Below are 14,510 nucleotides of genomic sequence, written 5' to 3'. Positions count from 1 at the left end.
GCGCATCCGGTCCGCGACCCCGCACGGGCCTGACCGGACAGCGCCCGAAGGGCATCTTCGACAAGCGTTGGCTGAGGGCGCCTTGACGCGGACCCGGCGTGGCCCTACCTTGACATCGTTGTAACGTTGCAACGATAGGAGCTGCGCGATGAGCGTCCACCGGCCGGCACCGAGCTTCCTCGTCCGGCGCGACGTGGCGGTGCCGATGCGTGACGGCGTCCGGCTCGCGACGGACCTCTACGTCCCGGACGGACCTGGACCGTGGCCGGTGCTGCTGGCCAGGACGCCCTACGGCAAGGAGTCGGCCTTCCAGAGCCAGTTCATCCTCAACCTCGAGCCGCCCCACGCGGTCGCGGCCGGGTTCGCGGTGGCGATCCAGGACACCCGCGGTCGCAACGGCTCGGAGGGGAGCTTCTGGCCGTTCGCGGCCGAGCGGAGCGACGGTGCGGACACCGTCGACTGGCTCGCCGCGCAGGACTTCTGCGACGGCCGGGTCGCCATGTACGGCGCGTCCTACGTCGGAGCCACGCAGTGGTTGGCCGCGAGCGGCCGTCCCGAGGCTCTGGTCGCGATCGCGCCTCAGCTGAGCATGGACCACTACCGGGCCGACTGGACCTACCAGGGCGGGGCGCTCCAGCTCGGCCTGGAGGTGTTGTGGGTGCTGGAGTCCTTGGGCGCCGCCGACGTGCCGCGCCGGCACGCCGACGCACCCGAGGACCTCGCGCGCGCGACCGAGGTGCTCGCCCGGCTCCAGCACGACCCGCCCGCGACGCTGGCCCGCCGGCCCGTGCTCGACGAGGACCTCGCCCTCATCGCGCCGTACACGGCGAGCTGGCTCGCCCGGCCCGAGGAGGACGCGGAGTGGGACGCCGTCGACGTCTCGCAGCTCATGCCCCGGCTCGAGGTGCCCGCGCTGCACGTGGTCGGCTGGCACGACATCTTCTGCGAGGGCGGGCTGCAGGCCTACCGCCGGGCGGTGGACCCGGGGGCCCCGGCGGCCGACCGGCAGTACCTGCTGGCCGGGCCCTGGTCGCACGGCAACATGAGCGACTGGCAGGGCGACGGCTGGCTCGGCTACGACGCGTCCGCGTGGGGCATCGACATCCAGGGCCAGCAGCTCGAGCTGTTCCGCGCGGTGCTCGACGGCCGGGAGCCGGACCTGCCCAAGGTCCGCTACTTCACCGGCGGCATCGACGTGTGGCGGACCGCCGACCGCTGGCCGCTGCCGGGTGTGGCGCCGCAGCGATGGCACCTCCGTCAGGACGGAGTGCTCGGGGAGGAGGCCGGGGTCGCCGGCGAGTGCTCCTTCGTCGCGGATCCCGACGACCCCGTGCCGACCGTGGGCGGTCCGTCGTTCCTGCCGGGCCTGCTCATGGCGACCAACTCCGGCGCCAAGGACCAGGCCGAGGTGGAGGCGCGCGACGACGTGCTGGTCTGGACGTCGCCGCCGCTCGTCGAGGACCTGCACGTCGCCGGTACCGTCGAGGCCGAGCTGTGGGGGCGGTGCGACCAGGAGGACTGCGACTGGACCGTGCGGCTGTGCGACGTCGACGCCGACGGGCTGAGCCTCGGTGTGACCGACGGGATCCTCCGTGCCCGGTACCGGGATGGGGCCGCGTCGCCGCTGGTGCCGGACGAGGTCACCCGGTTCGTGGTCACGGTGGGGTCGACGAGCCACCTGTTCCGCGCCGGCCACCGGGTGCGAGTCCAGGTGGCCGGGTCGAACTTCCCACGGTTCGACCGCAACCCGCACCGGATGGTCCCGGTGGCGACCTCGACGCCCGAGGATGCCGTACCGGCCCGCCAGACGGTGGTCTGGGGTCCGGCGCACCCCAGCAGCCTCGTGCTGCCGGTGGCGCCTCCGGGGTGAGCGACACCCAGGGGGAGGCGGTGTCCCGGGCGTGCGAATCGCTGTGCAACGTCGCAAACCGGTTCCGCCGCGCTGCGCGGTCCGGGTGCGGTGAGGTGACAGGATACGAGCATGCGCGAACGCCCCGGGGCCGTGACGGTCCGCGACGTCGCCGCTCGCGCCGGCGTCGCGCTGAGCACGGTCTCGAACGTGCTCAACCGCCCGCAGGTGGTGGCGCCGGAGACCCTCGCCCGGGTGACGGCCGCGATCAACGAGCTCGGCTACGTACGCAACGACGCGGCGCGCGCGCTGCGCCTCGGCCAGAGCCGGGCCGTGGGCATGATCGTCAGCGAGGCGACCAGCCCGTTCTTCGCCGACGTCATGCAGGGGGCCAGCGCCGTGCTCGCCGGTGGCGGGTACTCCACCCTCCTCGGCAACGCCACGCAGGACGTGGACGTCGAGAGCAGCCTCATCGAGCTCTTCGAGTCCCAGCGCGTCCGCGGGCTGCTGATCGCGCCGAGCAGTGACGTGCCTGCAGGGCTCGCGTCGTTCGAGAAGCGGGGTGTGCCGGTCGTGTTCCTCGACGTCCCGGCGCCGGACCGGGACCACTGCTCGGTCGCCGTCGACGACGCCCGGGGTGGCGCGATCGCGGTCGAGCACCTGCTCGCACAGGGTCGGAGCCACATCGCGCTGGTGCGCGGCCCCCGGGACCTGCCCCAGATCCGGGAGCGTTCCCGTGGTGCTCGCGCGGCCGCCGAAGCCGCCGGGGCACGGTTCGAGGTCATCACGACCTCGTCCTACTTCGTCCAGGCGGGCTCGGAGGCTGCGGCGGTGATCGCCAGCCGGTCCGCGGGCGACCGGCCCGACGCGCTCTTCGCGGTCAACGACCTGCTCGCGATGGGAACGCTCACCGCGCTGATCGACCGCGGGATCGGTGTGCCCGAGGACGTGGCCCTGGTGGGCTACGACGACATCTCGGTGGCCGCCGCGGCACGCCGTCCGCTGACCACGGTGCGCCAGCCGGCGCGTGACATCGGCGCCCGGGGCGCGGCCCTCCTGATGGCCGAGATGGACGGGTCGGGGGACCACACCCACGAGCAGACCCTGTTCTCGCCCGAGCTCGTCGTGCGCGCGACATCCATCGTCCGGCACTGAGCCGTCGCCCCGGCCCTGCGGGCGTCCTAGGCAGCCCAGCCCGAACCATTGACGTGGGGCCGCTTGGCTCCTACTGTGGGCGCATTGGCGTTGTAACGTTGCAATCGCCGACGGGTCAAGGAGGTCCCGACACTATGCGACGACTCAGCCTTCCAGGACGCGCGACGCTCGTCCTTGCCGCCCTCTCCCTGGCCCTCGCAGGGTGCAGTGCGGCCACCGCGACCGACACGGGCTCGGACTCGGGCGGTGGCAGCTCGATGAATCTCGACGCCCCCGCCCCGACGCCTCCGGACGGCGTCGCGGCCTTCGAGCCGATCGAGCCGGGCTCGGGTGAGGGGCTCAAGATCGGCTTCACCCAGCTGACCCTGGCCGCTGCGTTCCCGCAGGCCCTGCAGTCGGGCATGGAGGAAGCCGCCGCCACCGCCGGCGTCGACCTCGTCACCTGCGACTCCAAGTTCGACACCGCGACCGCGCTGGACTGCGCGCGTCAGTTCAAGACCCAGGACGTCGACGGCCTGGTGATCTTCCAGGCCGACGCCGCCGCCTCGGAGTCGATCTGCGACGAGGGGCCCGACGTCCCGGCCGCGGCCATCGACATCAACCAGGAGCCCTGCCAGAAGACCTTCGTCGGCGCGGCGAACGAGTACGCCGGTCAGCTGATCGGTTACAACGTCGCAAAGTACTTCGGCGAGAACTTCCAGTGCGACTACGACGCCTACATCTCGCTCGAGTCCACCGCGGTCGGCGTGGTCAACGACATGCGGATGGACGGCACCGAGGAGGGCTTCGAGAGCGTCTGCGGCCCGATCCACGACGAGATCATCCTGGACACCGGCGCGGGCGGTCAGACCGACGTCGCGCAGCGTCTGTTCACCGACACCCTGACCTCGCTGCCGGGTGCGGACAAGATCGTGGTCGTCGGCATCAACGAGGACGTCATCCTCGGCGCGCTCGCCGCCGCGCGGGCCCAGGACCGCACCGAGGACCTCTACATCGGCGTGCAGAACCTCGACCCCGACAACTGCGCGATCCTCACCTTCGACCACTGGATCGGCAGCGCCGCCTACTTCCCCGAGAAGTACGCCCAGCTCGTCCTGCCCGCCGTGATCGACCTGATCAACGGTGAGGACGTGCCGGACCAGATCCTGGTGCCGCACGAGTTCATCACCAAGGACACGCTGACCGACTACTACCCGGAGTACAGCTGCTCGTGACGAACGACACCTTCCTGCGCGCCCGTGGCCTGCGGAAGTCGTTCGGCCAGGTCGAGGTCCTGCACGGCGTGGACCTCGACCTGGCCCCCGGCACGGTGACCGCCCTGCTGGGGGAGAACGGCGCGGGCAAGTCGACCCTGGTGCGGATCATCGCCGGGGATCATCACTGCGACGGCGGCGAGATCGCGATCGACGGCACCGTGGTCGACAGCTACTCGGTGGCCCAGGCGCGGCGCCGCGGCATCCGGCTGATCTCCCAGGAGATCAGCGACGCCCCGACGCTGTCCGTCGCCGAGAACGTCGTGCTCGGCGCCTGGCCGCAACGCGGCATGCGGGTCGACCGGTCGGCGATGCGTCGCGAGGCCAGCGAGGCTTTGCAGGCGCTCGGCACCGAGCTCGACCTGGACGCCCGGCAGGACTCGCTGCGGCTCGGGGAGCGGCAGATCGTCGAGGTCGCCCGGGCACTGCGCGGCGAGAGCCGACTGGTGATCTTCGACGAACCGACCGCCTCGCTCTCCGACGCCGAGGCCAAGCGGCTGTACGGGGTGATCGAGTCGCTGACGACGCGCGGTGTCGCGGTGCTCTACATCACCCACCGCCTGGACGAGGTGTTCGCGATCGCGGACCGGGTGTGCGTGCTGCGGGACGGCAAGGTCGCCCTGGTGACCGACGTCGCCCGGACGTCGGCCGCCGAGGTCGTCGCCTCGATGGTCGGGCACTCGGTCGAGCGCACCCGCGGTGCGCAGCGGTCTCTGGCCGACGCGCCCGTCGTGCTCGAGCTCACCGACGCGTCCGCGCCCGGCTTCGGCGGGGTGAACCTGGCCGCCCGGCGCGGGGAGATCCTCGGGCTGTACGGCAAGGTCGGTTCCGGCGTCGCCGAGGTCGCCGAGGCGCTGTTCGCGATCCGGCACCTGGAGGCCGGCTCGCTGGCGCTCGACGGAACGCCGGCCCGGCTCCGGGACCCGCAGGATGCGATCGGCCACGGGATCGGGTTCCTCCCGCCCGATCGCGCGCGGCAGGCCGCGTTCGTGCTGCGTTCGGTCGCGGAGAACCTCGCCGCACCGAGCTGGCGCCGGCTGGCCAGGTGGCGCGGCTGGATCACCCGCGCGGTCGAGACGAACGCCTACCGCCGCTGGCACGACGAGCTGCACGTGCGCTCCACCGGCGACGCCACCCAGCTCCTCGGCACGCTGTCCGGCGGCAACCAGCAGAAGGTGCTGCTCGGCCGCTGGCTGGAGGCAGGCTCGCGGATCCTCGTGCTCAGCGAGCCCACCCGTGGCGTCGACGTCGGCGCCCGCGAGGAGATCTACGCGGTGCTGCGCGAGCTCGCGGCGCAGGGCACCACGCTCGTCGTCGCCAGCTCCGACTACGAGGACATCGTCGCGGTGGCCGACACCGCCATCGTCATGGTCCGCGGCAGGGTCGCGGCCACCATCCCGCACCACGACATCACGGTCAGCGCTCTGACCGAGGCCGCAGGAGGCGCCATCCATGTCTGAGTACACCGCGACCCGTTCCGGTGCTCCGGCCGCCACGGCCGCGACGCCCACGACCAAGCGGCGGCTGCGGATCCCCGACGTCGCAGCCCTCGTCGTGTTCCTCGGCCTGGAGGTCCTGGTCTTCTCGCTGAGCTCGCCGTACTTCTTCAGCTGGGACAACTTCGTCAACATCTTCTCGGCGCTCGCCGTGACCGGCACCGTCGCCGCAGGGGCCACGATCCTGCTGATCAGCGGCCAGGTCGACCTGTCGGTCGGCTCCGGCGTGGCCTGGGTCGGGCTGGTCTTCGCGCTCACCCAGCCGACCATCGGCACCGCGCTCGCGGTGCCCCTGGCGGTGCTCGCCGGTCTCGGCGTCGGGCTGCTCAACGGGCTGATCGTGACGGTGGTCGGCGTGAACGCACTGATCACCACGCTGGGCACGCTGGCGATCTTCCGCGGCCTGACGATCTCGGTCGGCGAGGGGCAGAGCATCGGGGTGTCCGGGTTCGACTGGGCGCTGATCCGGCCCGTGGCGAACGTGCCGCTGCCGGTGATCGTGGTGGTGGTCGTCCTCGTCGGCGTGGGCCTGCTGCTGCAGAACACGATCTACGGGCGCAGCATCTACGCGATCGGCGCGAACCCCGACGCCGCGCGGCTGGTCGGCCTGCCCACCCGGCGCAACGTGTTCGTCGCCTTCCTCATCTCCGGGTTGTGCATGGCGATGGCCGGGCTGACCTCCGCGTCCCAGCTCGGTGCGACCTCGGGCACCACCGGGGTGGGGCTCGAGCTGGCCGCCATCACCGCGGTGATCCTGGGCGGCACGAGCCTGTCCGGCGGCGTGGGTTCGGTCGGGGGGACGGTCGTGGGCCTGCTCATCGTGGCGGTGCTCGGCAACGGCCTGACCCTGATGCGGATCGACTCCTCGTGGCAGCAGGTCGCCACCGGTGCGTTGCTCATCCTCGCGGTCTCCTTCGACCGGCTCCGCGCCAGGATGGCGGAACGGTGACGGTCGATCATGCCGTCGGGGGGCTGGTTCCGGTGCCGCTGGACCCCGAGCTCGCTCGGTACCTCGCTCGACCGTTCACGGTCGAACCGGCACCGGACGAGCCCGCGGTCGAGGTGGAGCGCCGGCGCCGGCGGACGTGGCACGACGAGCGCTCCGCGCCGCTACCGGTCGAGGTGACGTCGCAGGAGTACGCGGGCGTGGTGTGCCGGCGCTACGCCGCACGAACCTCGCCGCGGGCCACTCTCGTCTGGCTGCACGGCGGCGGGTGGGTCTACGGCGAGGCCAGGGGCGACGACGCGATGCTCGCCCGGTTCGCCGCCGAGGCCGGCATCGACGTGGTGGCCGTGGACTACCGCTTGGCGCCGGAGCACCCGTTCCCGGCCGCGCTCGAGGACGCCGAGGCGGTCCACCTCGCCCTGGTGGCGCAGGCGGACCTGCCGGTGCTGGTCGGGGGCGCGAGCGCGGGCGCGAACCTGGCCGTCGGCCTGTCGCTGCGCTTGCGGGACGCCGGGGGACCGCTGCCCGCGGCGCAGTTCCTGGTCTGCCCGGCGCTCGACGATCGCGGCACGGACGAGGACGCCGGACCTCTGACCCGGGCCGTGATGGACGAGTTCTGGGCGGCCTACCTCGGTGACGCCGTGCCCGACGCGTCCTTCGCCCCGGCTCGCAGCGACGACCTCACCGGTCTGCCGCGGACCTATGCGTTCACGACGTCCTCCGACCCGTTGCGGCTCGACGCCTGGCGCTTCGCGACCCGGCTGGCGGCTGCCGGTGTCCCGGTCGAGGTGGTCTTCGAGCCCGGTGGCTACCACGGCTTCGAGTACGAGGTGCCCGAGGCCGGCTTCTCCCGGCGCGCGGTCGACGCGTGGGTCGCCGTCCTCGAGCGCCTGGCCGTGACCGCGTGGCGGGACCTGGCGCGGGACGGCGCCGGCGACCTCGCGTGGGAGGTCGCCGAGCCGTCGTGAGGCGCCCGCCGTGCGAGCGGGCGCGGTCCCATCCGGTCCGGGCGCTCGGCGGGCCGAGGGGGAGGGGTGTGCCTCCTCACCGGGGGCTCCGGCGCCGGTCCGCGAGCACCCGGAACGAGTGCCGCAGGCCGTCGCTGAAATCGTCGAGCCGAGCGGGGTCGTAGCCGACGACCTCGCGGTCGCCGAGCAGCCTGCGGACCTCCACCGCAGCAGGGGAGGGGTCGGCGGCGACTGCCCTGAGCCGGTCGTACCGTCCGACCGGGAGAACCCGCGTGCGTGCCCGGAGCATCGAGCTGATCTCCCACACCAGGTTGTCGGTGGGGTAGGACACGTCGACGATCACGGCGTCGCACACGGCGGCCAGCTGCAGCACCGTGAGCTGCCACAGCCGGTCGGCGACCCTCGCGATGGTGATCCGGGGTGCCAGCACGCGCCGGGTACGTCGCCTCAGCCGGGTGCAGGTCCGATGGACCTCGGCCTCCCGGGTGATCACGAGGGCCTTGGCGTGCTCCGCGCTGCCCGCCGACCGGATCACCATCGTGAGCATCGCTCCGCCCGTGGCGGCCACGGAGATGAGGAGGCTGAAGAAGAACACACCGAAGAACAGGATCAGGAAGCCGACCATCAGCGCCACGACCGGCCCGACGATGATCATGGACAAGGTGGCCGTGAGCTCGTCGCCTCCCTCCGCGATCACCTGGTCGTACGCCGACTCCATCGCTGACTGCATCGCTTCGTCCGCCGGACCGCTCGAGAGCCACCGCACCGCGCCGATCACCGCCCAGCCCGTCAGCACGACGAGCGCGAGCCAGACCAGCCCGATCAGCCACCGGCGTCCGCCGCCGACCCCCAGGGGTGCGGTGTCGTGGTCGTCGAGCGTGACGAGCCGCCAGCGACGGCCCAGACCCGAGCCGATCGCCGTGCTCATCGCGGCCGACGCACCCGTGAACCCGAACTTGCGCAGGTAGAGCACCAGGTGCCGGTGGCCGCGGAGCAGCCGCACCCCGAGCCGCCACATCAGGAAGAAGACCAGGAGGCAGCCCAGGAGCACCGCGATCGTCTCGAGGTCGGGAGGCTCGTCCGGCAGCGGATCGCCGGACGCGATCGCCAGGACTCCGCCCATCGCCACCACGGTCATGACCGCCATGCCGGCGATGTAGGCGACGACCACGCACACCAGGCCGACGAGGACGGCCAGGAAGCGCCAGACGTGGTGCCTGGTCCTCCCGCTCAGCGACTCGACGACGGCGAGCATGCCCGGTGCGGCGGCCCCGAGCCACCTCGTGCGGCGCGCGGCGCCCCCTCCCTGCACTGTCCACGTTAGCCTCCGTGGACCGGCGCCCCCAGGTCCCGACGGCCTCACACGGTCGACGTCGCGCCCTCCCGCACCGCGCTCCCGACCACGACGAGCCGGCCGCCCTCGCGCAGCTGCGCACCGGCCATCTCGGCCACGACGTCCTTCGCCGCGAGGTAGAGATCCGGTTCGGTCGGGCTCACGGTGCGGCCGGCCCAGTCGGGGTCGAAGCCGGCGAACCGGTCCGCGAAGTCGAGCGGGATCGTGAAGTCCTCGTCGGCGCCGGTCAGGAAGGCCGGTCCGGCGCCGGTCAGGCCCTCGGCCTGCTTCCACGCGACCCAGGGCGACGGGGTCTGCACCCGGATGCGGTCCTCGCCCAGGTCGAACTCGTACAGGCCCAGGTAGCCGTCGCCGCCGTCGTCCGCGAGCTGCCAGTCGATGACGACCTGGGTGACCGGGTGCCCGGCCTCGTTGAGCTTGGTCTGGTTGGCCGTGCCGTGGAAGTGCCCGTTGAGGGTGAGGAAGACCTGGTCGTTCGGCGCGATCAGCTCGTCCCAGAGCTTGAGGCCGTAGTCGGTCTCGAGGGAGTCGGAGCCCTCGGCGCGGATGTCGATCAGCTGGTGCGTGGTCAGGATCACCGGGAGGGTCGGGTGCGCGGCGATCACGTCGTTCGCCCAGGCGATCGTGGCGTCCGACGCCCGCCAGGTCAGGGCGAGGACCAGGAACTGCTGACCCTCCGCGGAGAAGACGTGGTACTGGCTCAGGCCGGTCGGGTCGCTGCCCCGGTAGGTCGAGGCGTTCTCGGCTGCGGCCCGCGTCGGGCCGAAGGTCTGCAGGAAGGGTTCGGCGGTCAGGTCGTAGTCGGTGTCGACCACGGCCTCGTCGGGCTCCAGCACGTCGTGGTTGCCGGGTGCGATGGAGTACGGCACGTTCGCGGCCTCGAGGATCGACATCGCGCGGTCCGCCGCCTGCCACTGCTCGGGGTGGCGCTCCTGGTCGACGACGTCGCCGAGGTGTGTGACGAACGCGATGTTCAGCTCGTCGGCGTGGTCGGCGATGAACCGCGTCTGCACGTCGAACGGGTTGTCGGAGTACGTGCCCTGGAAGTCCGCGTCGTAGCGCGAGTAGAACTGCGTGTCCGGCAGGACCGCGAGAGTGAAGCGGGAGCCGAGGTCGGCGGCCGGGGCCGCGCCGCCGGGGCCGGTGACGTCCTGCGCCCGAGCGCCGTCGGCGGCCTGAGGCGTGATGGCCACCGCGTTCTCGGCGGCGGTGTGCGCGTGGGTGTCGGTCGCGGCGGACGAGGCCGCGGCGAGCATGATCGTCGAGACGGCGGCCGCGACCGCCAGGGTCCCCGCCGCGGCCAGGGCGGCCACGGTCCCGACGCGTCGCATCGGTCGTGGGGGAGCGGCAGTGAGGTCGTGCATCGAGTCGAGCTCGACTCGTTCGGTGCCACCAACCATGATCAACGACTCCTCTGGTCGTCTCGGGGACACCCGTCGACACACCGGGAGGAGCGAGCGAACGGGTCTCTCCAACTCGTGGACACCCGTTGTCTATAGGTCGATCGAGAATGGCCCGTGGAGTCGCCGTGACCAGCGGGACAACACTCGGTTCACGCGGCGGGGGCGTGGCCGCGCCGGCGCCGCGGGCCGGGCCGCCGAGCTCCCTCCAGGGGTCGCGGAGAGCGCGTCGCGAGTCACCGGCAGCCGACGACGGCGCCGGCCGAGCGCCCAGCGCTCACCTCGACGGGCTCAGCGCCCTGCGCTCACCTCGACGGGCCGCGCGCTCTCGTCGGCCCCGTCGTCCAGCAGTCGTTCGAGCAGCGAGAGCAGCAGCTCCCGGTCCTTCGGGTCGAGCCGGGTGGTCGGCGAGCCGGCGGTCGCGACCGCGATGATCCGGTCGCGCATGGCCCTGCCCTCGTCGGTGATCTCGAGCAGCTTGACCCGGCGGTCCTGACCGGCCACCCGGCGGGCCAGGCCACGCTCCTCGAGCCGGTCGGCGATCCCGGTGATGTGCGACGGATCGCACGAGAGGTGGTCCGCGAGGTCACGCATCGGTTCCGGCGCGCCGAGCGCCAGCAGGGTGCGAGCGAGGGGGACGGGCATCCCGAGGGACTCCACGGACTCGGCGAACGACGCCTTGATCTGCTCGCCCACCAGGATGAGCGTCCGCGCCAGCCGTCGGGACACCACTGTGGCGCGCTCGTCGGTCATCACTCGGGTAGATTACCTCACTCAGTCAATAGTAGACTCAGTCAAGTAATCGATGAGGCGGGTTGCCGCCCCCGGAGGAGTCCCATCCATGAGTCAGCCCAACCAGGGCCCGGGCGCGTTCCCCGACCCCGAGGACGTCGCCCGCAACAAGCGGCAGTTCGCCTGGACCTTCGTCGGTCTCATGCTCGCGATGCTGCTCGCCGCGCTGGACCAGACCATCGTCGCGACCGCGCTGCCGACCATCGTCGGCGAGCTCAACGGGCTCGAGCACCTGTCCTGGGTCGTCACCGCCTACCTGCTGGCGAGCACGATCGGCCTGCCCATCTACGGCAAGATCGGCGACCTGTTCGGCCGCAAGCCGATCTTCCTGTTCGCGATCGCGGTGTTCCTGGTCGGCTCGGCCCTGTCGGGTGCCGCGCAGTCGATGGGCGAGCTGATCGCGTTCCGCGCCCTGCAGGGCATCGGCGGCGGCGGGCTGATGATCGGCGCCCAGGCCATCGTCGGCGACATCATCCCGCCGCGGCAGCGAGGTCGGTACGCCGGCCTGATGGGCAGCGTCTTCGGCCTCGCCTCGATCGCCGGGCCGCTGATCGGCGGGTACCTGACCGACAACATCGGCTGGCGCTGGGTGTTCTACATCAACCTGCCGCTCGGCCTCGCCGCGTTCGCCACGGTGCTGGTGACCCTGCACCTGCACAAGCCGACCGGCGCCCGCCCGCGGCTGGACTACGCGGGCACGACCCTGCTCGCCCTGTTCTCCTCCGCCGCCGTGCTGCTCACCAGCTGGGCCGGCACGACCTACGACTGGGCGAGCCCGCAGATCCTCGCGCTCGCCGCCCTGATCGTCGTGACGGGCTATGCCTTCGTTCAGGTCGAGCGCCGTGCCGAGCACCCGATCATCCCGCTGGCGCTGTTCCGCGAACGCAACTTCGTCTTCCCGGCCGCGGCCGGCGTGACGATCGGCATCGGTATGTTCGCCACCGTCGCCTACCTGCCCACCTACCTGCAGATGGTCGAGCAGGTGAACGCGACGATGTCCGGCCTGATGATGATCCCGATGGTCGTCGGCATGCTGACCACCTCGATCATCACCGGGCGGCTGATCACCAGCACCGGCCGCTACCGCATCTACCCGGTGGTCGGCGCGGTGGTGGCCGCGGCCGGCCTCGCGCTCCTGTCCCGGATCGGGGTCGGCACGCCGTACTGGATGCTGGCCCTCGCGATGCTCGTGCTCGGCATGGGTGTCGGTGGCGCGATGCAGAACCTCACGCTGATCGTGCAGAACAGCGTCCCGCACGCCGTGATGGGCGCGGCGACGTCGGCGCAGAACTACTTCCGGCAGATCGGCGCCTCGCTCGGCATCGCGGTGTTCGGTTCGATCTTCGTCAACCGGCTCACCACCCAGGTGGCCGAGGGGCCGCTCGGCGGGCAGTCCGTCGGCGCGGGCGGCGGGGTCAGCTCGCTCACGCCCGAGGTGCTCGCCGGCCTGCCCGCGCCGGTGCAGTCGGCGATCGCCGACGCCTTCGCCGGCGCGCTGCCGCCGATCTACCTGTACGCGGTGCCGATCGTGCTCGCCGGGGCGGTGCTCGCGCTGTTCATCCAGGCACGGCCGCTGTCGGACACCGCCCCGGCGGGGATCCGGAACCCGGAGCTGGTCGACACCACGGTGTGACGCGCGGACGGACCGGCCCGGGCCACGCCGACGGCGCGGCCCGGGCCCGCGTGCGTCAGTCCGCCGGGACCGCGCGCGGGAACGTGATCCAGAGGTTGAACAGCGCGAGCAGCACGCCGAACGCGCCGAGAACGACGACCCACACGGCAGCCCAGACGGCGGCTGCGGCGCCGTCGACGATCGGCGGGTAGCTGCCGGTGAAGTAGACGGCGAGCACCATCGAGATGCCGTTGAAGAACGGCAGCGAGCCGTCCTGGAAGACCTTCGCCCAGCGCATCGAGTAGACCATGAAGCCGACCCCGATCACGAGGGCGACCATGACCGCGAGGTCACCGGGGGTGTGGATGCTCGGCAGGAAGTCCAGGTAGGGGATCAGCGCCAGGGACAGGCCGGTGAGCAGGGCGGAGTAGCCGAACGCCGGCAGGATCGTCTTCGCCGCCGACGGCTTCGCGCCCAGGGCGAAGTACTCCGCCCAGACGATGAACGAGACCCAGACGGCCATGTTCCACTCGCCGAGCCAGAGCGTGAACGGCACGGACAGCAGGACGGTGATCGTGATCGCGATCCAGAGCGGGATGGTCTCCTTCATCTGCACGGCGTCGGGCTTGACGGAGGTGTCGGACATGGACGTGCCTTCCTCGGAGCGGGGCGGATCGACCCCGGGCGACCTGTCGTCGCGCGGGCAGGGCTGGGCGGCCCGGTGAGGCGCGCGGCCTCTCGGGGCTCGGTGGGGCGCGGTACGGCTCGGTGGGGTGCGGCACGCGGGGGCGGTCCGAAGCCAGGCCCCCGCGTGCCGTGAGACCGTCGCCCGGGACGGGCGGCCGGTCAGCAGCGCCGGTCGGTCAGAACGTGATGGCCTTGAAGTCCTCGGTCTGCTTGCGGATGCCGACCTCGGTGGGCAGCCGCTCGATCGAGGACGCGCCGTAGAACCCGACGATGCCCTCGGTGTGGTCGAGGATGTACTGGGCGTCGGGCGGCTCGGCGATCGGGCCGCCGTGGCACAGGCACAGGATGTCGGGGTTGACCTTCTTCGCCGCGTCGGCGATCTCCTGGACCTTGGCCGCAGCCTGCTCGAGGGTCAGCGCCGTGTGGGCGCCGATGGTGCCCGCCGTGGTCAGGCCCATGTGCGGGACCAGGATGTCCGCGCCGGCCGCGGCCAGCTCGGCGCCCTGCTCGGGGTCGAACGCGTACGGCGTGGTCAGCAGGTCCATCTCGTGGGCCATCCGGATCATGTCGATCTCGAGGCCGAAGCCCATCCCGGTCTCCTCGAGGTTCGCCCGGAAGACACCGTCGATGAGACCGACGGTCGGGAAGTTCTGCACGCCCGCGAACCCGGCGGCCTTCACCTGCTGCAGGAACACCGGCATCACCCGGAACGGGTCGGTGCCGTTCACGCCGGCGACCACAGGGGTGTGCTTGACCACCGGCAGCACCTCGTTGGCCATCTCCATCACGATCGCGTTCGCGTCGCCGTAGGCGAGCAGGCCGGACAGCGACCCGCGCCCGGCCATCCGGAACCGGCCCGAGTTGTAGATGACCAGCAGGTCGATGCCTCCGGCCTCCGCGGACTTCGCCGTGATCCCGGTGCCGGCCCCGCCGCCGATGATCGGCTTGCCTGCCGCCACCTGGGCGCGGAACCGCGCGAGGATCTCTTGCCTGCTCAT

General features: G+C 72.0%; 12 protein-coding genes. 7 read left to right on the top strand and 5 right to left on the bottom strand.

Annotated elements, in window-relative coordinates:
• The first annotated feature begins 148 nt into the window (after nt 1-148).
• From OEB99_RS09215 to OEB99_RS09190, 6 genes are all read left to right on the top strand, one after another.
• Nucleotides 149-1,870: a CocE/NonD family hydrolase gene (locus OEB99_RS09215; RefSeq protein WP_263509753.1), complete on the top strand. Its 1,722-nt coding sequence runs from the start codon at nt 149-151 to the stop codon at nt 1,868-1,870.
• A 111-nt stretch (nt 1,871-1,981) separates the two neighbouring features.
• Nucleotides 1,982-3,004 (top strand): LacI family DNA-binding transcriptional regulator, encoded by a 1,023-nt coding sequence (locus OEB99_RS09210; protein WP_263509752.1) that lies wholly within the window; start codon nt 1,982-1,984, stop codon nt 3,002-3,004.
• 134 nt (nt 3,005-3,138) lie between these two features.
• Nucleotides 3,139-4,218 (top strand): sugar ABC transporter substrate-binding protein, encoded by a 1,080-nt coding sequence (locus OEB99_RS09205; protein ID WP_263509751.1) that lies wholly within the window; start codon nt 3,139-3,141, stop codon nt 4,216-4,218.
• Nucleotides 4,215-5,717, top strand: coding sequence for a sugar ABC transporter ATP-binding protein (locus tag OEB99_RS09200; RefSeq protein WP_263509750.1), 1,503 nt, complete (start codon nt 4,215-4,217; stop codon nt 5,715-5,717). The genes OEB99_RS09205 and OEB99_RS09200 overlap by 4 nt, the downstream gene beginning before the upstream one ends.
• Nucleotides 5,710-6,702, top strand: a complete 993-nt coding sequence (locus OEB99_RS09195; protein WP_263509749.1) for an ABC transporter permease — start codon at nt 5,710-5,712, stop codon at nt 6,700-6,702. The genes OEB99_RS09200 and OEB99_RS09195 overlap by 8 nt, the downstream gene beginning before the upstream one ends.
• Nucleotides 6,699-7,667 carry an alpha/beta hydrolase gene (locus OEB99_RS09190; protein ID WP_263509748.1) on the top strand — a complete coding sequence of 323 codons (969 nt, stop codon included), beginning with the start codon at nt 6,699-6,701 and terminating at the stop codon, nt 7,665-7,667. The genes OEB99_RS09195 and OEB99_RS09190 overlap by 4 nt, the downstream gene beginning before the upstream one ends.
• A 76-nt stretch (nt 7,668-7,743) precedes the next feature.
• Here OEB99_RS09190 and OEB99_RS09185 read toward each other — a convergent pair whose 3' ends face one another.
• The 3 genes from OEB99_RS09185 to OEB99_RS09175 all read right to left on the bottom strand — a co-directional run bounded on the left by OEB99_RS09185 (nt 7,744) and on the right by OEB99_RS09175 (nt 11,174).
• On the bottom strand, nt 7,744-8,979 hold the full coding sequence (locus OEB99_RS09185; protein WP_263509747.1) for a hypothetical protein: 1,236 nt from the start codon (nt 8,977-8,979) through the stop codon (nt 7,744-7,746).
• A 47-nt stretch (nt 8,980-9,026) separates the two neighbouring features.
• Entirely contained in the window at nt 9,027-10,421 is a 1,395-nt protein-coding gene (locus OEB99_RS09180; protein ID WP_263509746.1) for a metallophosphoesterase, read from the bottom strand.
• A gap of 291 nt (nt 10,422-10,712) precedes the next feature.
• Nucleotides 10,713-11,174 (bottom strand): MarR family winged helix-turn-helix transcriptional regulator, encoded by a 462-nt coding sequence (locus OEB99_RS09175; protein WP_263509745.1) that lies wholly within the window; start codon nt 11,172-11,174, stop codon nt 10,713-10,715.
• Nucleotides 11,175-11,262: 88 nt separating this feature from the next.
• Here OEB99_RS09175 and OEB99_RS09170 point away from each other — a divergent pair, with 88 nt between their 5' ends.
• The gene (locus OEB99_RS09170; protein WP_263509744.1) at nt 11,263-12,846 is read left to right on the top strand and encodes an MDR family MFS transporter; all 1,584 of its coding nucleotides are present in this window, start codon (nt 11,263-11,265) and stop codon (nt 12,844-12,846) included.
• 55 nt (nt 12,847-12,901) lie between these two features.
• Here the strand turns inward: OEB99_RS09170 and OEB99_RS09165 are convergent, their stop codons facing one another.
• Both OEB99_RS09165 and OEB99_RS09160 read right to left on the bottom strand, forming a co-directional pair.
• The gene (locus tag OEB99_RS09165; protein ID WP_263509743.1) at nt 12,902-13,471 is read right to left on the bottom strand and encodes a DUF1097 family protein; all 570 of its coding nucleotides are present in this window, start codon (nt 13,469-13,471) and stop codon (nt 12,902-12,904) included.
• Nucleotides 13,472-13,688: 217 nt separating this feature from the next.
• The gene (locus OEB99_RS09160) at nt 13,689-14,510 is read right to left on the bottom strand and encodes a phosphoenolpyruvate hydrolase family protein (protein ID WP_263509742.1); all 822 of its coding nucleotides are present in this window, start codon (nt 14,508-14,510) and stop codon (nt 13,689-13,691) included.

The sequence above is a fragment of the Actinotalea endophytica genome (assembly GCF_025717005.1).
In the GTDB taxonomy this organism is placed as follows: domain Bacteria; phylum Actinomycetota; class Actinomycetes; order Actinomycetales; family Cellulomonadaceae; genus Actinotalea.
Note: the sequence above shows the minus strand (reverse complement) of the source record. Positions and strands in the feature narration are given on the sequence as shown.